Below are 21,341 nucleotides of genomic sequence, written 5' to 3' on the forward strand. Positions count from 1 at the left end.
CGGGCCGGACACGCTGTCGGCGTGCCCGGCCCGAAAAGGATCAGCGGTCTTCGTCGTCCTCGGACCACGCGCCGATGACCGGCGGCGGGGTCGCCTGGTTCGCGCCGAAGGCAGCGTCCGGGTCCGCCTCGATGAGGAACGACGCGTGCGTGTGCTCCTCGTCCTGCTCGCCCTGAGCGCCGTGCGGAGCCATGCCGCCCATGCCGCCCGGGTTCATCGGCGGCGGAGCCTGCTGCCCGCCGATGGTGCCCGCCGACGAGACGAGGCCCTGCTGCGGCGCCTGAGCCGACGCGGCGCTCTGCCCCTGGCCGTCGGCCGAAGCGAGCGACGTCTCGTTCTCGGCCTTCGCGCCGGACCGGTTGCCCTTGCCCAGCGCGCGGGAAGCCAGCGCGCCGAGGCCGCCGGCGGCACCGCCGAGGCCGAGGCCCATGCCGATCTTGCTCAGCGGGTTGCTGCCACCCGGCTGCCCGGCACCCGAGCCGACGTGGCCCGCGCCCGTGCTCGTCCCCGTCCCCGGGTTCGCGCCGGTGCCCGCACCCGGGACCGAGCCGTCGCCGCCGAGGGCCGCCGCGTCGTGGCCGAAGCCCGCCGCACCGGCGCCGTGGACGCCGTTCGGGCCGACTCCCGCGTGCTGCGCGTCGAACGCGCCGCCGGGGCCGCCGAAGCCCGAGCCGCTGGACGCGAACACCGCGCCGCCCGCGCCGGACAGGCCCTGGACCGGGCCGGTGCTGCCGACAGAGCTGATGCCGCCGAACGACACCGAGTTGTGCGAACCGGTCGGCTTCATGCCGAGCGACTCCGGGCCGAAGCTCGGGGTCGAGCTGTCGACCTCGCTCATCGACTTGGTGTAGGCGTTGAAGAACGCGACCTGCTGCGCCTTGACGTCGTTGGCCGCGTCGGCCTGCGCCTTCTGGTCGGCGATCAGCGCCGCCGGGCCGCCGGCCAGCGCGGCCGCCATGGACTGCTTGGGGTCGTAGTCCTTGGGGGCCGGCATCTTCTTGACCTCGGCGGCCGCCGAGGCCTGCCGGGCGAGCCGGTCGGACATCGTGTGCGCGGCCTCGGACGCCTGCGAGCCCGAGTTGGCGATGGCCACCAGCGCGCCCTGCGCGCCCGCGGCACCCCGGCCGACCCACGCGTTGCCCAGCTCGGAGATCGCGTTGTAGAGGTGGTCGGACGCCTGCTTCAGCTCGGTGCCGTGGTGCGACCAGGCCTGCCCGGTCGCTTCGGCCGTGCCGGGGTCGTTGTTGTTGACCGCACCGGCGTAGAGCTGCTGGCTTTCCTGCGCGTTCCAGTTCGGCGGGTTGGCGATCGCGCGGTCGCTGCCCATGTCGAAGCCGCCGGCGGTGCCGCGGGCGTTGTCGACGATGTTCTGCGACGACGCGTTGTCGCCGAGCGGGACGAGCGATCCCGGGTTGGCAGCACCCGAAGTGGTCGTCGCCGGCTGGTCGCTGTGGTTCGGAGCCATGATTGCGAAATCCCCCTCGGGCTCAGGCGTTGCGGAACGGGTCGGCCGCGGCCTGGTCGATCTCGTGGTACCGGGACATCGCCGTGACGATGCCCTCCTCGGCGGCGGTGTACTGGTCGAGCAGGTTCTGCAGCGCGGAGGCGTACGAGTCGTTCCCGCCGTCGGCGCGCTGGACGAACTTGGCGGCCATGGCGTTGCCGACCGGGTTGTCGCCGAGCTTCGGCGGCTGGGCGAGGGTGCCCGCTCCGCTGAGCAGGGCTTCCACCGCGTCCTTGCCGGTGCGGATCTTGTTCAGCACGGTCTGCGCGGCGTCGGGGTCGATCCCGACCTGGCCCGCCGCGGCCGCTGCCTTGAAGGCGTTCGCGTCGGCAGCGCTGCTGTTCCCCATCTGAGCTCTCTCCCGTTCCCCCGACCCGGTCACCGCGGGCACGAATGGTCTTCGCATAGGTTAACGCACGTGATCAGAGCCTATGACGCAAACTTCGCCACCGGGGTTCCGCGAATCCGGTAGTTGCGGTGAACGGTCGGTGACAAACCGGGGCTTCGCCCCGGGCCGGGGGCTCCGCCACCCGGAGCCCCCGTAAAGCTCGCGGTGAACTACGCCGTGTAGACCTTCGGGTCCAGCGTCCCGATGTAGGGCAGGTCCCGGTACCGCTCGGCGTAGTCCAGGCCGTAGCCCACGACGAACTCGTTGGGGATGTCGAAGCCGATGTACTTCACCGGGACGTCCACCTTGACCGCCTCCGGCTTGCGCAGCAGCGAAACGACCTCGAGCGACGCCGGGTTGCGGCTGGCGAGGTTCTTCAGCAGCCACGACAGCGTCAGGCCGGAGTCGACGATGTCCTCGACGATCAGCACGTCCCGGCCCGCGATGTCGCGGTCGAGGTCCTTGAGGATCCGCACGACGCCGGACGACGACGTCGCGGAACCGTAGGAGGAGACGGCCATGAATTCCAGCTGCGTCGGCAGCGGCAGCGCACGGGCGAAGTCGGTCATGAACATGACCGCGCCCTTCAGGACACCCACCAGCAGGAGTTCACCCTGCCCGTTGGCCGGATAGTCGGCGGCGATCTGCGCCGACAGCTCCGCGATCTTGTCCTGGATCTGCTGCTCGGTGACGAGCACGGAGGCGATTTCGCCCTCGTACACGGGTCATTCCCCTCGGGTGGTGGGTTGGGAGATGACGCAGAGCCTGCCATGCGCCCGGCGCGCTTCCAAGTTGCCCGGTAACCAGACGCCGCCCTGACCACGCCACCGGGCGACCAGCGCGTCGACCGCCCGGAGGTGCGCGTCGGTGAGTTCGCGCACGCCCGAGGCCAGCAGCCACCTGCGGAGAACCCGCCGGCGCAGGGCCGCGGGCTCGGCCGCCAGCACTGCGACATCCAGTCCGTCGGGACCGCCCGCACGGGTGAAGATCCGGTCCGCCGATGTGTCCAACGCCTCGCTGTCCTCACGCAGCTGCGCGGCCGTGCGGGCCAAAGCGCCGGCGACGCCGCCGTTGAGGACGTCTTCCAGCAACGGCAGGACCTCGGTGCGCAGCCGGACCCGGGTGAAGCGCGGCTCGGCGTTGTGCGGGTCGTCCCAGGGTTCGACGCCGAGCTCGGCGCAGGCGGCCCGGGTCGTCGCGCGCGGCACCGCCAGCAGCGGACGGCCCCACGGCGGGTCGTGCGGCCGCATCCCGGCGACGCTGCGGGCGCCGGAGCCGCGGCCCAGGCCGAGCAGGACCGTCTCGGCCTGGTCGTCGAGGGTGTGCCCGAGCAGGACGAGGTCGTGGCCGGCCAGCGCCCGGTAGCGGGCCTTGCGCGCGGCGGCTTCCGGGCCACCGGGGCCGGTGACTTCGGTGCGGCGCACCTCGGCTTCGTCGGCACCGAGGGACTTCGCGGCCTCGGCGGCGTCACGCGCGATCTTCGCCGAGCCATCCTGCAGGCCGTGGTCGACGACCAGCGCGCGGACGCGGTGGCCGCGATGGTGCCCGACGTACGCCGTGGCCTCGGCGAGCGCGAGGGAGTCGGCACCGCCGGAGACGGCGACGCACAGCTCGGCCGGCGCTTCTACCGTCTCGAGGAATTCGCGGACGGCCCGCCGGACGGCCGCGACCGCCTTGCCGGTCATCCGTGCAGGCGCCGGACCCACGCGGCCGGGTCGGCGATCTCGGCGCGCGAAGGCAGGGTGTTCGGCGAGCGCCAGACGGCGTTGAACCCTTCCATGCCGACCGCGTCCACGACGTGCTTCGTGAACTTCGCGCCTTCTTCGTACTGACGGATCTTCGCGTCGACGCCGAGCAGCGCGCGCAGCAGCCGGTCGAAGACGCCGCCGCCCTTGCGCCGGGCGCTGAACCGCGCGCGGATCGTGTCGACGCTCGGCACGACCTGCGGGCCGACGGCGTCCATGACGAAGTCGGCGTGGCCCTCCAGGAGCGTCGAGAGCGCCAGCAGCCGGTCGAAGACCGCGCGCTCCTTCGGCGACTGGAGCAGCTCGGCGAGGTTCAGCTTCGGGCCCTGCTTGATCGCCTCGGGCAGCCGGCCGACCAGGTCGGCCAGGCTGTCGCTGCCGCCGCCGGCGAGCCCGGACACGAGCCGCTCGACCTCGTCGGCGAAGTAGTCGCGCAGCCAGGTGACGGCGGTGAACTGCAGGCGGTGGGTGCATTCGTGCAGGCAGACCCAGAGCCGGAAGTCGTGGGCGGGCACGTCCATCGCCCGCTCGGCGGCGACGACGTTGGGCGCGACCAGCAGCAGCCGTCCTTCCCGGTCGGGGCCGCCGAAGGGGTCGTACTGGCCGAGCACGCGGCTGGCCAGGAAGGCGAGCACCAGCCCGGTCTGCACGCCGGCGCCACCGGCCAGGATCGGCCCGAAGGGGCCGCCTTGCTGAGGCAGCGCACGCCCGGTGAGCGCGTCCAGCCCGGCCGCGGCCGACCGCACCCAGCCGGGGCGGTCGACGACTTCACCGGGCAGCAGCGGCAGGTCGAGACCCAGGTTCGTCAGCTCCCGGACGTGCCCTTCGGCCGCCATGGTCAGCTCACGCAGGTCGGCGACGGCCGCCTCGGCCTCTTCTCTCGGAACCTGCGGACCACCGCGCACGAGCAACGCACCGGTCTGCGCGGCGAGCGCCCAGTCGACCATGGGCCGGGTCTCGGTTTCCTGACTCACCCTTCCGACGCTACCTGGCCGACGTGGGTTTACGGCCACGATCTTCGTACGGTTCGGCGTCCGCGGTCACGAGCACCGCCGGCGGCCTCCGCCGACCGCCCGGCTACGAGCAGCCGCACTTGCGCAGGCTCGTGGCCAACGCGTCGATGGCGTCCCGGCCCGGCTGCTGGTCCGAACCGTTGGACATGAACGCGAACACCAGCACCCGGCCGTCCTGGTCGAGGACCAGCCCGGCCAGCGTGTTCACCCCCGTGAGCGTGCCCGTCTTCGCCCGCACCCAGCCGCGGCCGGCCTGCGACGCCGGCGTCTCGAACCGCTTGTCCGCGAGGGTGCCGGACCCGCCGGCCACCGGGAGGCCGGCCAGCATCGCGCGCAGCTTCGCGGTGTTCGGGTTCTTGCCCTCCGGCGCCGCCGCGGCCGCCATGAGCTGGGTCAGCAGCTTCGCCGGGATCTTGTTCTCCGTCGAGATACCGCTGCCGTCGGAGAGCTTGACGCCGGTCGTGTCGAAGCCGTGGTCCTTGAGCACCTTGATCGTCGCCGCGGCGCCGCCGGCGAAGGTCGCCTCCTGGCCGGTGGCCAGCGCCACCTGGCGGGCGAGGGCCTCGGCGAGGACGTCGTCGGACAGCTCCATCGTGTCGGAGACCAGCTCGGTCAGCGGCGCCGACTTGACCTCGGCGAGCACCTTCGCGTCCTTCGGCGCGGCCGCCTGGCCGCCGCCCGACGCGCTGAGCTTCGACGCGATCGTCGACGCCAGCGCGCTGCCCGCGTTGGCCACGCGCATGGAGGTGTTGTTCTTCGGGTCCAGCCGGCCGGCGTCGGCCATCACGGACCCGATCTGCGTGGCGAACGTCGAGGGCGCGTCACCCGCGGCCCAGCCCGGCGCGGTCGTCGCGCCCTTGAAGAGGCTCAGGTCGACCTGCACCTTCTTCACGTTCGGGTTGGCCTTCTTCACCTGCGCGACGAGGTCGTCGACGTGCGCGGCGCCCGGGTACAACGGCGACTCGGTGCCCAGCGGCAGCGAAGTGAGCGTGACGTCGCCGCCGCCGACCAGGATCACGGTGCCCGGGTCGGCGCCCTGGACGATCTTCGTCGACAGCCGCGTGGTCGGGTCCAGCGCGAGCAGCGCGGCCGCGGTGGTGAGCACCTTCGTCGTCGACGCGGGGGTCACCGCCGACGCCGCGCTGTGGTCCCACAGCGTGGTGCCGCTCACCGGGTCGACGACGCTGCCGTTGAGCTGGCCGAGCGCGCTGTTCCCGGCCGGCCCGGTCAGCACGGACTTGACGCCGTTGGCGGTCGGCGCCTGCCCGGACGTGGCCGGCCCCTGCAGCTGGCGCGTGGCGGCGGCGGGATCCGGGCTGTCGCCCTTCGGCGCGTTCGGCGCCCACGGCAGGCCGAGGCGGTTCGACACCTTCGGCATCGCGGCGGCGACCCCGCCGCCGGCCAGCAGCAGCAGGACGACGGCGACGAGCGCGATGATCTTGCCCTTGCGCCGCTTCTTCTTCGGCGGTTCCTCCGCGGCAGAAGCAGCGGGCTCGGCCGGGGGCGGCGGCGCCGCGGGCGGCTCGACGCGCGGTTGCGGCTGCTGCTGGAAGGCCCCGGGGAACTGGGTGGGCCGCTCGATCCCGACGGTCGCCTCGGCGTCGAACCGCTGCCCGTCCGGCTCGATCCGCATCGGCCGGGCCAGCGATCCGGCGGACGCCGGCGGGACGACCCCGCGCGGCGGCTCGGGCGGCAGCCCCGGACGGCGGACGTCCGGTTCGGCGACGCGGTCGTCCGGCACGTCGAGGCGCTGCGCCCAGGGCGCGTCGGCGCGCTGCTGCGGGGGCTCCTCACGGCGCGGCGGCTCCGAGCGCTTCAGCTGCTCTTCGCGGCGCTGCTGCTCCTCGCGCCACAGCTGCAGCTCCTCACGCCACGGCTGCGCTTCGGACTTGCCGGCCTCGGGCTCGTCGTGACGATCCTGCTGCTCACCGGGCCAGACGTTGCGCTCGACGGGCACCCACGGCGCCTTCTGCGGCTCCATCTGCTGCGTGCTCTGGGTGTCCGGTTTCGCCGCGATGTACTGGGTGCTTTCGGCGACCGGCTCGGACTTCTTCACCTCGATGTACTGCGTGCTCTCCGCGACCTGCGCCGGCTCCGGCGCCGGGTCGGGCTCAGGTGCGGGCGCGGGCTCGGCCGGCTTCTGCTTCGGCTCGCGCGAGCCGAGCCGGTCGGCCAGGTCCTGCTTGACCGGGGGCGGCGGTGGCGGCGGCTGCTCCTCGGCGGGCGCGTTCAGCCCCGGGATCGGCTCGGGCTCGACGTTCGGCGCGAACCACGATCCCTTCGGCGCCTCACTGCCTGTGACGTTGGGCACGCCACGCTCTTCCGAAGCGCTCTCCGGCGGATCGGGCAGGGACATCGGAGTGGTCTTCCGCGCGCCCGACGACGAGCGGTCTTCGTCCGACGAAGGCCACATCGGCTGGTCGTTTTCCGGCACCCACCACTCCTTCTCACCTGCCCCGGAAGGGGCCAAGCTCACATGCCGCGTGGCCGACATCGATGCGACCCCGCGCCGCGGCGTAGTCCACACTAGGAGACGCCAAGACAGTCATTAAGGTTGCCGCCCGCGACGTGCGGGCACGCCGAGATCTATAAAGAAGCAGCGAGGACGCCGTGGAGTTCGACGTCACGATCGAAATCCCCAAAGGGGAGCGCAACAAGTACGAGGTCGACCACAAGACCGGCCGCATCAAGCTGGACCGGACCCTGTTCACGGCCACGCAGTACCCGGCCGACTACGGCTTCATCGACGACACCCTCGGCCAGGACGGCGACCCCCTGGACGTGATGGTGCTCGTCCAGGAGCCCACCTTCCCGGGCTGCCTGATCCGCTGCCGCGCGATCGGCATGTTCCGGATGACCGACGAAAAGGGCCCGGACGACAAGGTCATCGCCGTCCCGTCGAACGACCCGCGCCTCGAGCACCTGCGCGACATCCACCACATGAACGAGTTCCACCGGCTGGAGATCCAGCACTTCTTCGAGGTGTACAAGGACCTCGAGCCGGGCAAGAGCGTCGAAGGCTCGTCCTGGGTCGGCCGCACCGAGGCCGAGGCGGAGATCGGCCGCTCGTACGAGCGCGAGACCGACCGCCTGGCCAAGGAAGCGGCCAACGGCGGGCCGGCCCACTAGCCCGCACGTGAAAAAGGCCCCCCGGGATCTCCCGAGGGGCCGTTTTCACGCGGTCAGTGCGCGAGGGCGAGGGCCGGAGCCGCCTCCGCCTCGGCGTCCGCGCGCTGCTCCATCGCCGACTTGTCCGAGAGCGGCTTCTCCTTGAGGAACCACACCAGGGCGAACCCGACGGTCAGCACGATCCCGCCGACCAGGAACACCGTGCTCATCGACTCGGCGAAGCCCTGCAGGATCGGCCGGGCCAGCGTCGGGTCGAGCGTGGACAGGAACGACGTGTCGTTGACGTCCAGGCCGCTCTGCATCTGCTTCGCGAACTCCGGGTGCTGCGCCAGCGCCGACACGTAGGCCGGCGTGGTCATCGCCGAGCGGATGGCGTTCGCGATCCGGTCGCCGACCGTGCCGAACAGGATCGACAGGAACACCGCGGTGCCCGCCGTGCCGCCGATCTGCCGGAAGAACGTCGCCGCCGAGGTGGCGACGCCGATGTCCTGCGGGCGGACGTCGTTGGTCGCGGCCAGCACCAGCGTCTGCATCGAGGCGCCGAGGCCGAGGCCGATCACGAAGGCGATCACCATGACCAGGGCCAGCGAGCTGTCGACGGTGATCGTGGACAGCGCGAACAGCGCCGCCGCCATCAGGCCGATCCCGGCCACGGCGAACATCTTGTAGCGCCCGGTCTTGGAGATCAGGCGGCCGCTGGTCAGGCTGGCGACCATGATGCCCAGCGTCAGCGGGAGCATCTGCAGGCCGGCCTGGGTGGGCGTCGCGCCCTTGACGATCTGCAGGTACAGCGGCAGTGACATCATCGCGCCGAACATCCCGGCGCCCTGCACGACGGTGACCAGCGTGGCCATCCGGAACACCGGGCGCTTGAACAGGCGCAGCGGCAGCAGGGCGGCGTCGCCCATGCGGCGTTCGATCCAGACGAACGCGGCCACGCCCAGCCCGCCGACGACGTACATGGCGATCGAGGCGGCGGATCCCCAGCCCCACTCGCGGCCCTGCTCGGCGACGATCAGCAGCGGCACCAGGCCGGTGGCCAGCGCGACGGCACCCCAGTAGTCGACCTTCTGGTCCACGCGGGTGTGCGGGAGGTTCAGCACCTTGGTGACGACGACCAGCGCGGCCAGCGCGATCGGGACGTTGACCAGGAAGACCCAGCGCCAGCCGGTGATGCCCGCGAAGGAGTCGACCCCGGCGAAGAAGCCGCCGACGACCGGGCCCAGGACGCTAGACACACCGAAGACGGCCATGAAGTAGCCCTGGTACTTGCTGCGCTCACGGGGCGCGGTGATGTCGGTGATGATCGCGAGAGCCAGCGACATCAGGCCACCGGCGCCGAGGCCCTGGAAGGCGCGGAACGCGGCGAGCTCGTACATCGACGTGGCCATGCCGCTGGCCAGCGAGCCGACCAGGAACAGCGAGATCGCCGTCAGGTACATGGGCTTGCGGCCGTAGAGGTCGGACAGCTTGCCGTACAGCGGCGTCGAGAGCGTCGCGGTGATCAGGTAGGCGGTGGTCGCCCACGCCTGCAGGGACAGGCCGTGCAGTTCGTCGGCGATGGTGCGCATCGACGACGAGACGATCGTCTGGTCGAGCGCGGCGAGGAACATGCCGAGCATCAGCCCGGACAGGACGGTCAGGATCTGGCGGTGGGACAGTTTGCCGTTCGTAGCGGCCGCTCCTTCCGCCGTGGTGGTGTCGCTCATGGTGGTCTCCCTGGGTAAGCCTTCACCGTAGTTGCTTGTACCTCTCAACTACTTGCCTCGGTCAAGTATTCCGCTGAAGCTTGTATGATGCAACCAAGTTTTCTGTGAGCCGCGTCTCCAGCCCCCGGACGCGCCGAAGGCCACCTCCGAGCCGCGGAGGTGGCCTTCGGGCGAACGAGCGTCAGGCGGAGTAGCCCGGGATCGGGAACGGCGCCAGGAACTCGCGGATCTCGGCCGCGATCGTGTCCAGCGAGGACTCGTCGGAACTGGCCGCCGCGGTGATCGTCCGGTCGATCCACTCCGCCACCTGCACCTGGTGCTGCGGGCGCAGACCGCGGGTCGTGATCGCCGACGTGCCGAGCCGGATGCCGGACGGGTCGAACGGCTTGCGCGGGTCGAACGGCACCGTGTTGTAGTTCAGCTCGATCCCGGCGCGGTCCAGGGCCTGCGCGGCCGGCTTGCCCGCCACCCCCTTGTTCGTCAGGTCGATCAGCAGCAGGTGGTTGTCCGTGCCGCCGGACACCAGGTCGTAACCGCAGGCGAGCAGCGCGTCGGCCAGCGCGCGGGCGTTCGCGACGATCGTGTGCGCGTACTCGCTGAAGTCCGGGCGCTGCGCTTCCCCGAGCGCGACGGCGATCGCGGCCGTCGTGTGGTTGTGCGGACCGCCCTGCAGACCCGGGAACACCGCCTTGTCCACGGCCTTCGCGTGGTCGGCGTCGGAAAGGATCATCGCGCCGCGCGGGCCGCGGAGGGTCTTGTGCGTCGTCGTCGTGATGACCTGCGCGTGCCCGACCGGCGACGGGTGCGCGCCGCCCGCGACGAGCCCGGCGATGTGCGCGATGTCGGCGACGAGCACCGCGTCCACCTCGGCGGCGATCTCGGCGAACGCCGGGAAGTCGATCGTGCGCGGGATCGCCGTGCCGCCGGCGAAGATCAGCTTCGGCCGGTGCCGGCGCGCGAGGTCGCGCACCTGGTCGAGGTCGACGCGGCCGGTCTCCTTGGCGACGCCGTAGCGGACCGGGTTGAACCACTTGCCGGTCGCGGAGACGCTCCAGCCGTGCGTGAGGTGGCCGCCGTCCGGCAGCGCCATGCCGAGCACGGTGTCGCCCGGCTGCGCGAAAGCCAGGTACACGGCCAGGTTCGCCGGAGAACCGGAGTACGGCTGGACGTTCGCGTGGTCGGCGCCGAACACGGCCTTCGCCCGTTCGATGGCCAGTTGCTCGACCTGGTCGATGAACTGCTGGCCCTCGTAGTAGCGCTTGCCCGCGTACCCCTCGGAGTATTTGTTGGTGAGCACGGTGCCGGTCGCTTCGAGCACGGCCTGCGAGACGTAGTTCTCCGAGGCGATCAGGCGGATCTTGTCGTGCTGGCGCTTCGCCTCGTCCTCCACGAGCCCGGCGATGGCGGGGTCGGCGGCGGCGAGTGCGTTCAGTTTCGGCTGGTGTGTCATGGCGTACTCCGGCTCTGGAGTGGCCTTCACCCAGGCGCGCGGTGCCGGCCTCGTCGTCGCTTCCCGGTGGTGCTCCACCTCGATGGCGCCAGTCGCTGCTGCGCGTAAGAGCCTAGTCCGTGCCCACGCACCTCAGTCCACTACCGCGACGCCCATGGACCGGGCGGTGCCCGCGATCGTGCGCATCGCCCTCTCGACGTCGGACGTGTTCAGGTCCGGCAGCTTCCGTTCGGCGATCTCGCGCAGCTGCTGCGTCGTGATCTTTCCCGCGACCTCGTGCCCGGGCCGCGAGGAACCCTTGTCCCCCAACGCTTTCTTGATGAGGAACGACGTCGGCGGCGTCTTGAGCCGCAGCGCGAACGAGCGGTCTTCGAACACCGAGACGACCACCGGCACGATGTCGCCGCGCTGGGCGGCCGTCGACGCGTCGTAGGCCTTCTTGATCTCGACGAGGTTGACCCCGGTCTGCCCCAGCATCTTGCCGAGGTCGACGACCGGGGCGTTGCCCGCGGAAAGCTCGAGGGTGACCTGGTGGGTGAGTTTCTTCGGAGCCATGCCCTGAAGCTAGAGTCTCCAGCTACTGGAGGGTCAAACCGGCTTTGTGCCCGCCCGGTGCCGGCGCGCCAGCTCCTGGTAGATCGCCGCGTTGTGCTCGACCCACATGCGCGCCGAGTCGGTCAGCGGGACGAACTTCTTCGCCGGGCTGCCCATCGCGATGACCTCCGGCGGGACCTCCGTCGCCGGGGTGACCGTCGCGCCGGCCGCGACCAGCGCCCGCGCGCCGATCTTCGCCTTGTCGAGCACCGTCGAGCCGTTGCCGATCAGCGCCTGCTCCTCGATCGTGCAGTCGTGCACCAGGCACTGGTGGCCCACGGTGACGTTCTTGCCGACTTCGCAGACGCCGTCGTTGACGTGGATCACCGAGTTGTCCTGGATGTTGGCGCCCTCGCGGATGACGATCCGGCCGAAGTCGGCCCGGATCACCGCGCCGAACCAGATCGAGGCGTCCTTTTCGACGACGACGTCGCCGATGAGGGTGGCGGTGGGGGCGATCCAGGCGTCCGGGTGGACCTGCGGGCTGAGCCCTTCGAACGAGAACAGAGGCATGCCACAGACCCTAAACCGCCCCGCTGTGACATCCGAGGCTTCGCCTCGGGCCGGGGGCTCCGCCACCCGGAACCCCCGGAAAGCACCATGGGGCTCAGCCCGTGATAGCCGCGTTGATCAGGATGTCGACGGCTTTGTCGTTGCGCGTGGTCTGCGGGACGATCTGGGTGTCACGCGGGTAGAAGCCCGGGCTGCTGCCCTTCGGGTACATCTCGAAGGTGAAGCTCCAGATCTTGTGCGTCGCCCACATCCAGTCGTTGACGCTGCCATCGGTGATGTAGAGGTCGCTGGACTGCTGCGGCGTGTAGCCGTTGGTCGCCGCCATCTGCCGGCCGAGCGTCTCGAACTTCGTGGCCTCGGCGGCGGTGAGCCCGGGCGCGGTCCGGTCGTAGGTGTAGCCGAACGGCCACAGCACCAGCTCGGAGTAGGTGTGGAAGTCGATGTGCGTCTTGATCTGCTGGACGCCGCCGACCACGCGGGAGTTCACCCAGTTCGAGACGGCCCGGGTCTCGGGCGCGGAGAACGCCGCCGTGCCGCGGTAGGTCTCGCTGGACGTCGAGCCCGACGAGCCGCCGCAGCAGCCCCACTTGTAGCCCCAGTTGCGGTTGGTGTCGGTGCCGGGGCCCTGGCGGTTCTTGCGCCAGCTGTGGAACGTGCCGCCGGAGATGTCGTACTCGGAGCCGTCCGGGTTGACGCTCGGAACCACCCAGATCTCCGTGCTGTCGACGAGCCGCTTGATCGCCGGATCGGTGGCGTACCCGCTGGTCAGCCGCTGCACGATGCGCAGGCACATCTCGGTGGTGAGGTGCTCGCGCGCGTGCTGGTTGCAGGTGAACAGCACTTCGGGCTCGTTCTCGTCGGTCGCGGCGTTGTCGGAGATCTTGATCAGCGAAAGCGCGCGGCCTTCGTACGAGGTGCCGGCGCTGCCGAGTTTCGTCAGCGACGGGTAGTTCGCGACGGCTTTCTGCAGCTCGGTCTGGGTTTCGGCGTAGGTGTGGTAGCCGGTGTAGCCGGCCGGGAAGTCCTCGACGGTCGCGGTGCCCCGCGGCCGGTTGACCGCACCGAGCGCCCGGACGCCGAAGCCGAGCGCGCGCAGCTGGGCGGCTTCGCCCGGGTTGGCGATGACCGTCGTCGTGCCGTTCGTGCTGTCGAGGATGTCGGCGCCGGTCCGGGCGACCTCGGTGCGCAGCTGGGCCGTGCCGGTGCCGGTCACCTCGTACACCTGCGGGCCGGCGTCGGGCTGGGCGACGGCCACGCCGCCGGTGGTGAGCATCAAGAGGGCGGCCGCGGCCGCCGCCAGGCACGTTCGTGGGCGCATCACGTCTCCTGCTCTCGGGGGTTCCCCGAGCGTGGCCGGAGCCGGACGTAGTGCGCAATCCGTACGTCTACGGATCTAAAGGGCGTTTCTAGCCGTAGTTGGCGAAGCAGAGCGCCTCGATGTCGGCACGCAGGGTGGCGAACGGCCGCGGGCGCACCCGCTGCTGGACGACGGTGCCCAGCAGGTACGACAGCAGCGCGCGGGCCCGCGCCCGCGGGTCGTCGACGTCCAGCGGGGCGAGCAGCTCGGCCAGCAGCTCGGTGAGCGAGGTGAGCATGGCGTCGATGGCCTGAGGGTGCTGCGCGCGGCCGGCCGCGATCCAGTACTCGAACCAGAGGAACGCCGCGTTGGGGTTGGCGGCGAAGACGCTCAGGTACTCCTCGAGGACGGCGAAGAGGCGCTCGCGGGGCTCGTCGTGCTTCGCGGCGACCTCGCGCAGCCCCGCGGCGAAGGCGGTGATGTGCGCGGCCATGGCGCGGTCGATGAGGACGTCGATGTCGGCGAAGTAGTAGTGGATCGCGCTCTTGGTGAGCGGTCCGGCGTCGGCGATGGCCCGCACGGTGCACCCGGCGAGGCCGTCGCGGGCGAGGACGATCCGCGCGGCTTCGACGATCTGTTCCTGCTTGGCCAGCTGGTTGGGAGAGAGCCGCTCGCTGCGACCGGGGACTGCGCTCACGGTGATTCTCGTTACCTTCTTCCTGGACGGCAGCCCCGAATCCTAGGGCAGACGTCCCGCGGATGACCTTCGGGTGAAAAACCGGATTGGCCACCCCGGTCCGCGCAGCGGACAATGCCCGGCATGGTGATCTCAGGGGACAAGGGGCTCAGCTCGGCCGCGCGCAGCCAGCTGGAGAAGGAAATCGCGAACTTGCGCGCGCAACGAGCCGCGCTCGCGCCGCAACCCGGCGAGCAGGAGCGCACGGGGGACGCGGCGGACCAGGCGGACGTGATCGACCGCGCGGAGTCCGCAGCGCGGCTGGACCGCCAGATCGCGGACCTGGCCGCCAAGATGGAGCACGGCGGCTACGGCAACGCCCAGCTCCCCGACGGCACAACGGTGACCCTCCGCTTCTCGGACGGCGACGAAGAGACGTTCCAGGTGGTGACAGTCCCGGGAGAAGACGCGGACGCGATCACGTCCGACAGCCCCCTGGGCCTGGCCCTGGTAGGCCGCAAGGCGGGCGACGAGATCACCTACCGAACCCCCCGCGGCGACGCCAAGGCAACGGTGCTGAAGGTAACCCCACCGAAGTAGGACCCCACTTCACCTGCACGGGCTACCGCCGTCCGCCCGGACGGCGGTAGCCCGTGTCATGACCAGCCGTCATCATCCGGCGACGACGTCATGGAGGGGGCTCGTGGCTTTGACCGACGCACTGGACACCCTGGTCGAACGCATCGCCCGCCACCGTCGCCGCGGCGAGCTCCGGGACGGCGAAGAACTCGCTCACCAGGCCCTCGACGCCCACCCCGCCACAACCGATGCGATGCTCGCGCTGGGCCGGATCCTGTTCGAGGGCTACCGGTACCGCGAGGCCGACGAGCAGTTCCTCCGTGCGGGTGATTTCGCACCCGACGACCCCCGCCCGGCCGCGTGGCGAATCGCGCTGCTCGCGTCCCGGTGGCAGTACTCCGAAGCCTGCGCGGTGGCGTCGGCGGCGCTGGCGCGGCACCCCACCGATCCGCAGATCCGGATCGCGCTGGGCCGGCTGCACCTCGACCGGGGCCAGGTTCGCGAGGGGCTCGCCGTCCTTCACGAGGCGATCACCGTCGCACCCGATGACCGGCACGCGCTCGGCTGGTACCTCAACGGTCTGGCCACCGACCGCCAGTTCGCCGCGGTGGCCGAGCGAGCCGGGAAGTTCGACGATCTGCACGGCCACCTGGCAGGCGCGCAGTACCAGCTCGGCTGCGCCCTTTTGTCATCGGCTCCGGCGAAGGCCCTGTCGTGCTTCACCAGAGCCGTCGAGCTCGATCCCGGCGACCCCAGGCACCACGAATGGCGAGTGACCGCGTTGCGGCGCCTCAATCGCTACGAGGAGGCCCAGACCCGGGTCGCCGAAGCGATCGAGGAGTTCCCCGCGTTCCCGAAGCTGCGAGTCGAGAAAGCCATGCTGGCGAGCGACCTCAAGCGGTACGACGACGCGCTGACGGCGATCGGGGAAGCGCTGGAAATCCTTCCACGGCACCGGTGGGCCCTGCGCCGGAAAGTGGACGTCCTGGCCGACGCCCATCGCTACGACGAAGCCGAGGAGGCGACCCGGCAGGCATTCGAACATTGGCCGGGCGACCCGGAGATCCACGTCTCCCTGGCCTGGGCCCGTCACGCCCGGATGCGCTACGACGACGCGCTGGCCGCCGCCGACCAGGCACTGGCGATCGAGCCGCACGACATCTGGGCCCACTCCGTGCGGATCACCATCCTGCGTGACGCCGGCCGATTCGACAAAGCCGAGGAAGCCGTGGCAGAGGCTCTGGCCGTGCACCCGGACGAGCCGCAGATCCTGACCGCCCACGCATGGCTGCGCCGCGAACAGGACGACCTGCCGGGTGCGCTGGCGATGACCGACAAGGCGGTGCGCGGGGAGCTGCCGGATTCCTGGGCCCTTCGCAGCCGAGTCTCGCTCCTGCAGAGCGCCAGAAGGTACGAGGACGCCGAGAAGGCCGCCCTCGAAGCGCTAGCGCTGCGACCGCACGACCTGGGCCTGCACCGAGAGTACGTCTGGTTGCTCTGCCGGCGGGATCGCGAGGACGAAGCCGTAGCCGCGGCGCAGAACACCGCGCGGGCGAACCCCATGTCCGTCAACGCCCAGCGAACCCTGGTCGAAATGCTCAGGCTCGCGCGCCGATACCCCGAAGCCGAGGCCGCCGTCGCCGAAGCGCTGGAGCGGCATCCGGCCAGTGTCGAGCTGCACCTCGAGAAGGCCTGGCTCGCAAGCAGCCAAGACGACGAAGAAGCGGCGATCTTCGCGACGGAGCGAGCGCTGCTGATCGACCCCGCGTCTCCCGATGCGCTCGAGGCGCGCGCTTCTTTCCTCAACTACGCCAACCGATTCGCCGAAGCGGAGGAAGCCGCGAACGCGGCGCTGCGCCGGGACGCAGGCACGGCCGCCATATACCTGCAGCTGGGCAATGCCCTTTTCTACCAAGGCAGGACGGCGGACGGAGTCGAGGCCATCCGCGCCGGCCTCAGCCGCTTCCAAGGCGACCTCGCCCTCCTTCGCGACCTCGTCAGCCTGCTTCGGCAAACTCACCGATACGACGAATCCTTCGCAGCCGCTGAAGCCGCGCTGGTGAAATACCCGGACGACGCCTACCTGCTCACGGAATTGGCCTGGAACTTCAGCGAGCGAAACAAAGCAAAAGAAGCGTTGGCGACCATCGAGCGGGCGCTGGACGCGACGCCATCGTCCACGTGGGCGCTCCGCAGCCGCGTCCGCTTTCTGTCGGACCTGAAGAAGTACGACGAAGCGACGGAGGCGCTGGAGGCCGCCCAGGCTCAACTGCCGGACCTTCCCGATCTTGTGACCGAACAAGGCTGGTTGCTGCACCAGCAACGGCGCTACGAAGAAGCCGACGAGGCCGGCAGACGAGCTGTGCGCATCGCACCGCTCAACGAGTGGGCACTGCGCAGCCTGGTCACCTTCGTCTCATCCGCACGCTCACTGGCGGAGGCCGAGGCGGAGGCCAGGCGCGCGATCGCGCTGATGCCACACAGTCCCGGCCTGCGAACCGATCTCGCCTGGCTCGTCAGCCGACAGAACCGCGAGGAGGAAGCGGTCGGACTCATCGACGAAGTGCTGGCCGCACACCCCCACAATGTTTCGGCGTTGTCGGCGCGCATCAGCTTCCTCGGCTTCGCACGGCGATTCGAGGAACAGCAGGAGGCTCTTGCCCACGCGTTGAAGCTGCACCCCGACGACGTCGACATCCTGCTCGCCACCGCGTCAGTGCACAGCGACTACGACCGCCATGAGCAGGCGATCGCTCTGGTGGACCATGCGATCGAGCTCAGCCCGGGCGACCTGCGCCCACTTCGCCACCGGGTCGGCACGCTCATCGCCGCGAGGCGGCTCGGCGACGCCGAGCACGCTTGTGAGCTGCTGCCGGACGAGGACGATGGAGAAGTCCTGTTGCTCCGCGCACGAATCGCACGACTGCGCGACAAGCACCAAACGGCCGTCGACCTTCTTGCTCGCGCCGGCGAAGCGGATCCGTCACACCTTGGCGTGCGGGCGCAGCAGGTCAACGCACTGCTTCCGCTGCAGCGCCTGGCTGAGGCCGAAGCGATCGCGCGTCAGGCGATGGACGAGTACCCCGGAGAGGCGACGGCCGCGCTCGCGCTCAGCCGCGTGCTCGAGCACCGCCGGGACATCGCTGGTGCGCTGACTTGTCTCGAGCCGGCCTTGTCCCGCGATCCTGATGCCGTCTCGCTGTGGCTCGCCCGTTCCCGGCTGCTGCGCTCGGCGCGGCGGTTCCCGGAGGCCGAACGCGAGGTCGACCGGCTCGTGCGGGAGCTCCCCCACGACTGGGACCTCCGCCTCGAGCTCGGCTGGATCCAGCACGACTGCCGCCGCCTGGACGAAGCGAACCGTACGTTCACCGCACTGCTGGCCACGGCGGCGGACAACGGCGAACGGGCCACGGCGTTGCACGGCCGCGGCTGGACGGAATTTGCGGGTGAGAACTTCGCTGCCGCGGAAAAGGACTTCCAGTCCGCGCTGGCGCACCGTCCGAACGAATTCGACGACCAACTGGGCTTGGCCTGGTCCCTGGCCAGGCAGGCGGACGCGGCGAAACAACGGCAGGCCCTGGAAGTGGCCGCCGACCTCGATCGGCGGCTGTCCGACCCGTCGGTGCACGTGTGCCTGGGCGTGCTGGCCTTCAAGGCCGGCCAACCCGCCGCCGCCGAGCACCACTTCCGCCGCGCGCTCGAAATCAGCCCGAACCACGGCAGCCACACCGACCTCGGCGCCCTGTACGCACATCTGGGCCGCTCCGAAGAAGCGGAAAGCGAGCTCAGGGCGGCGATCGACCAGGACTGGCACGACGCGGTGGCGCACGTCGAACTGGGCTCCCTCCTGCTCGACCTGGGTGGCGACCGGCTGGCCGAGGCGGAGCGGGAATTCCGCCAGGCGCTGGCCGCCGATCGCGCGTCCACCGAGGCGGCGATCGGCCTGGCGCAGACGCTGACGAAGGCGGGCGAAGAGCCCGAAGCCGAGGCCACGCTGCGCAACGCGTTGAAGCATCAGGCCGGGCGGAGGAAGTGGCAGACCCACCTCGCCCTCGCCCGCCTGCTCGTCCAGCGCGGTGACAAGCAGCAGAGCTCGGACCTGCACGCGGAGGCGTACGCCGAGGCACAGATGGCGATCGGGCTGGCACCGGACCACGAACCGGAGCCGCATTTCGTGGCGGGAGTCGCGCACCACCGGATGGGCTCGCTCTCAGCCGACGCACGCGGCCGCTTCGGCTACCGCCAGCGCGCGATGAACCACTTGCGCGAGTGCTTGGAGCGCACGCCGGGCCACGCGGACGCCCAGCGCAACAAGCTCTTGCTCGAGCGTGAGATGCGCGCGACGGCTCCCGCGATCTGGGGCGGATACGCGGTGGCCACGATCTCGGTGGTACTGCTGGGCGTGGAGTGGGTGACGTTCTACCTGACCGACAAGGTCACGGTTCTCCTGCTCACGACGACGACGCCGGTGCTGGTCGGGTTGTTCACGATCGCCGTGCTCCTGCCTGCCCTGATCAAGCTCAAGCTGCCCGGCTTCGAAGCGGACCTGCAAGCCGGAACGGCATCGATCACCCCAGGTCCGACAGGTCAAGTGCCGTTCAGTTCGCGTTTCAGCATCACGACCGGTCCGACAGGACAACTCCCCCGGCACGGCGCAAGCAGCCCCACCCGCCCCGACTGACACCGGGATCTCACGGTCGCTCGGGCACGACCGGGACAACCTGGCATTTCCCCGCGACGGGTGAACCTGCGGAAGTTTCTTCTCCCACTGACCGGGCGTCTTAGTCACCCACTTAGTCACCCGCAAGACGAGCCAGGCCCCATCCGAGGTGTCTCGGATGGGGCCTGACCTGCGGAGCCGCCTAGGGGAATCGAACCCCTGACCTATTCATTACGAGTGAATCGCTCTGGCCGACTGAGCTAAGGCGGCATGTCTCCGGCTCGCGCTGACGACGAGGGCAAGTGTAGCGGAGGCTGTGCGCGTCACTTTCCGGGGGGACTGTCGTTAGGGCCTATGACGTCGGTCTCATCCCCCGATCGACCTATCTGGAGGCTCTGGCACATGCGGCGAAGACTGCCCCGTTCGGTGGCCCTGCCGGCGGCCGCGGCGTTGCTCCTGTTCAGCGCGGCGCCGGCGAATGCCGATCCGACCTATCCGACGACGCCGATCCCGCAGCCGGCGAATCCGGGGCAGGCGCCGATCTCGGCGCCGATCGGGCCGCAGCCGCTGGGGCAGGCCGTCGGGGATGCGGGGACCGCGCTCGGCATCATCCGGTTGCTGCCCAACGCCGTGCCGACGAAGACGATCCTGCCCGGGTTCGGGGACACCCTGCCGAAGCAGTCGGCGCTCGAGGCCGGGATGGGCCTCTCGAACGCGTCGGCGAACTCCGACGCCTACCTGAGCTACGAGAAGTCGATCGCGCAGGCCTCGCCGTTCGGGCTGTCCGTGGGCGGGAACGCGCCGCAGACGCCCGGCAGCGTCGTGCAGACCGCGTTGCCCGACAACCCGCAGCCGATCAGCGGCGGGCTGAACGCGCCGCCGAACCCGCTGCTGAACGTAGGGCTGCTCAACGGGAGCGCGCACGCTCGGTGGAGCCCGACGCTCGGTCCGTGCGTCGACACCATCGCCGACGCGAGCACGTCGGTGGCGAGCCTGTCGCTGCTGAACGTCATCCCGTCGATGCCGAACCTGGGCCTCGACAAGCTCGCCCTGGACCCGAGCACGCTCGCCAAGGGCTTCGACCTGACCAAGGGTCTGCAGAGCCTCGGCGGGCTGCTGCAGGGCGGCGGCCAGACCGCGGCGAACGGCACCGGCTCGCTGCTGAGCCTGCCGAACACGCTCTCGTCGCGTTCGCAGGTGAAGCTGGTCGACGTCCCGGGCTCGAAGAACAAGGCCGTGCAGTCGACGTCGACGCTGCAGGCCGCGGACATCGAGATCCTCAAGGGGACGCCGCTGGCGCTGAGCATCAAGGTGGCCAGCCAGCCGACGCTGAAGGTGACCTCCACCGGCGACGCGAAGACGTCCAAAGTGGACTACACCGCGCCGGTGCTGACCATCGAGGCGGCCGGCAAGACGCTGTACACGCTGGACGCGGCGCACCCGACGAAGGACATCCCGATCGGGCTGCCGCTGACCGGGCTGAGCGACCAGTTCGGGCAGCTCAACGACATCCCGGTGGTCGGCGGCCTGGTTTCGACGCTCACCAAGGGCATCCAGCAGGTCGGCAACACCGCGGGGACCGTGCTGGACCTCGGTGTCCTGCGGCTGAGCATCGCCGGGCTGGACCAGAAGTCCGCGCAGATGACCACGCCGTTCAAGGGCTTCCAGCTGGGTGCGTCGGCGCGGCTGTTCGACCTGCAGCTGCTGCCCACGACCAAGCTCAAGAGCCTGCTGCCCGCCGACCAGGCGAAGAACCTGCCGTCGTCGCTGGCCCAGCTGTCGCTCGGCGAGCAGGTGGCGCGGGCCTACGCGCCGACCGGCGGCGTGGTCTGCGGGACCGCGACGACGCCACCCGCGGGCGGCCAGGCGCCGAAGGGACCGGTGAAGAACCTCGCCTACACCGGCGGCGCGTACGACACGGTGCCGCTGTTCTGGTCGGGCACCGCGATGCTGCTGCTCGGCGTGGTGATGGTGGCCGCGATGCCGGGGACGCGACGTCGTCCGCTGGCCGTGGCGGTCGAGGAGAAGCCGTTCAAGCCGTCACCGCGTCCGCGCGAGTGACCTGAGGCAGCCCCCGGGGGCGG

General features: G+C 70.6%; 16 protein-coding genes and 1 tRNA gene. 4 read left to right on the forward strand and 13 right to left on the reverse strand.

From position 1 onward, the window contains the following. Positions 1-40: 40 nt before the first annotated feature. The 6 genes from AA23TX_RS37735 to dacB all read right to left on the reverse strand — a co-directional run bounded on the left by AA23TX_RS37735 (position 41) and on the right by dacB (position 7,084). Positions 41-1,465, reverse strand: a complete 1,425-nt coding sequence (locus tag AA23TX_RS37735; RefSeq protein WP_155547786.1) for a hypothetical protein — start codon at positions 1,463-1,465, stop codon at positions 41-43. Positions 1,466-1,487: 22 nt separating this feature from the next. Further along, on the reverse strand, positions 1,488-1,853 hold the full coding sequence (locus AA23TX_RS37740; RefSeq protein ID WP_155547787.1) for a hypothetical protein: 366 nt from the start codon (positions 1,851-1,853) through the stop codon (positions 1,488-1,490). A gap of 209 nt (positions 1,854-2,062) precedes the next feature. Continuing rightward, a complete protein-coding gene (hpt, locus tag AA23TX_RS37745) occupies positions 2,063-2,614 on the reverse strand; it encodes a hypoxanthine phosphoribosyltransferase (protein ID WP_155547788.1) in 552 nt (183 codons plus the stop codon). A gap of 3 nt (positions 2,615-2,617) precedes the next feature. Beyond that, positions 2,618-3,577 carry a tRNA lysidine(34) synthetase TilS gene (gene tilS, locus AA23TX_RS37750; RefSeq protein ID WP_155547789.1) on the reverse strand — a complete coding sequence of 320 codons (960 nt, stop codon included), beginning with the start codon at positions 3,575-3,577 and terminating at the stop codon, positions 2,618-2,620. Beyond that, the gene (locus AA23TX_RS37755; RefSeq protein ID WP_155549321.1) at positions 3,574-4,584 is read right to left on the reverse strand and encodes a zinc-dependent metalloprotease; all 1,011 of its coding nucleotides are present in this window, start codon (positions 4,582-4,584) and stop codon (positions 3,574-3,576) included. The genes tilS and AA23TX_RS37755 overlap by 4 nt, the downstream gene beginning before the upstream one ends. 130 nt (positions 4,585-4,714) lie before the next feature. Then, on the reverse strand, positions 4,715-7,084 hold the full coding sequence (gene dacB, locus AA23TX_RS37760) for a D-alanyl-D-alanine carboxypeptidase/D-alanyl-D-alanine endopeptidase (RefSeq protein ID WP_155547790.1): 2,370 nt from the start codon (positions 7,082-7,084) through the stop codon (positions 4,715-4,717). A gap of 176 nt (positions 7,085-7,260) precedes the next feature. On the opposite strand from dacB, the gene AA23TX_RS37765 reads away from it, so the two are divergent. Next, positions 7,261-7,779 carry an inorganic diphosphatase gene (locus tag AA23TX_RS37765; protein WP_155547791.1) on the forward strand — a complete coding sequence of 173 codons (519 nt, stop codon included), beginning with the start codon at positions 7,261-7,263 and terminating at the stop codon, positions 7,777-7,779. A gap of 53 nt (positions 7,780-7,832) precedes the next feature. On the opposite strand, the gene AA23TX_RS37770 is transcribed toward AA23TX_RS37765, so the two are convergent. From AA23TX_RS37770 to AA23TX_RS37795, 6 genes are all read right to left on the reverse strand, one after another. Then, the gene (locus AA23TX_RS37770) at positions 7,833-9,488 is read right to left on the reverse strand and encodes an MDR family MFS transporter (protein WP_155547792.1); all 1,656 of its coding nucleotides are present in this window, start codon (positions 9,486-9,488) and stop codon (positions 7,833-7,835) included. A gap of 181 nt (positions 9,489-9,669) precedes the next feature. Then, complete coding sequence (gene glyA, locus AA23TX_RS37775; RefSeq protein WP_155547793.1) at positions 9,670-10,938, reverse strand: serine hydroxymethyltransferase; 1,269 nt, start codon at positions 10,936-10,938, stop codon at positions 9,670-9,672. A gap of 132 nt (positions 10,939-11,070) precedes the next feature. Continuing rightward, positions 11,071-11,493, reverse strand: coding sequence for a 50S ribosomal protein L11 (rplK, locus tag AA23TX_RS37780; RefSeq protein WP_155547794.1), 423 nt, complete (start codon positions 11,491-11,493; stop codon positions 11,071-11,073). 33 nt (positions 11,494-11,526) lie between these two features. Then, positions 11,527-12,045: a gamma carbonic anhydrase family protein gene (locus AA23TX_RS37785; RefSeq protein ID WP_093946282.1), complete on the reverse strand. Its 519-nt coding sequence runs from the start codon at positions 12,043-12,045 to the stop codon at positions 11,527-11,529. Between the two features lie 94 nt (positions 12,046-12,139). Continuing rightward, a complete protein-coding gene (locus AA23TX_RS37790; RefSeq protein ID WP_155549322.1) occupies positions 12,140-13,345 on the reverse strand; it encodes a M14 family metallopeptidase in 1,206 nt (401 codons plus the stop codon). Between the two features lie 106 nt (positions 13,346-13,451). Further along, positions 13,452-14,039, reverse strand: a complete 588-nt coding sequence (locus tag AA23TX_RS37795; protein ID WP_155547795.1) for a TetR/AcrR family transcriptional regulator — start codon at positions 14,037-14,039, stop codon at positions 13,452-13,454. A gap of 123 nt (positions 14,040-14,162) precedes the next feature. Between AA23TX_RS37795 and AA23TX_RS37800 the strand changes: the two genes are divergently transcribed. Together AA23TX_RS37800 and AA23TX_RS37805 are read left to right on the forward strand one after the other, a co-directional pair. Then, the gene (locus tag AA23TX_RS37800) at positions 14,163-14,618 is read left to right on the forward strand and encodes a GreA/GreB family elongation factor (protein ID WP_155547796.1); all 456 of its coding nucleotides are present in this window, start codon (positions 14,163-14,165) and stop codon (positions 14,616-14,618) included. A 103-nt stretch (positions 14,619-14,721) separates the two neighbouring features. Next, positions 14,722-19,278 (forward strand): tetratricopeptide repeat protein, encoded by a 4,557-nt coding sequence (locus AA23TX_RS37805; RefSeq protein ID WP_196425761.1) that lies wholly within the window; start codon positions 14,722-14,724, stop codon positions 19,276-19,278. Positions 19,279-19,453: 175 nt separating this feature from the next. Here AA23TX_RS37805 and AA23TX_RS37810 read toward each other — a convergent pair. Beyond that, positions 19,454-19,527: transfer RNA gene (locus AA23TX_RS37810), tRNA-Thr, on the reverse strand. A 132-nt stretch (positions 19,528-19,659) separates the two neighbouring features. Here AA23TX_RS37810 and AA23TX_RS37815 point away from each other — a divergent pair. After that, positions 19,660-21,318 (forward strand): hypothetical protein, encoded by a 1,659-nt coding sequence (locus AA23TX_RS37815; RefSeq protein ID WP_196425762.1) that lies wholly within the window; start codon positions 19,660-19,662, stop codon positions 21,316-21,318. The last annotated feature ends 23 nt before the right edge of the window (positions 21,319-21,341 follow it).

It is taken from the genome of Amycolatopsis camponoti, from assembly GCF_902497555.1.
GTDB classification, from domain to species: Bacteria; Actinomycetota; Actinomycetes; order Mycobacteriales; family Pseudonocardiaceae; genus Amycolatopsis; species Amycolatopsis camponoti.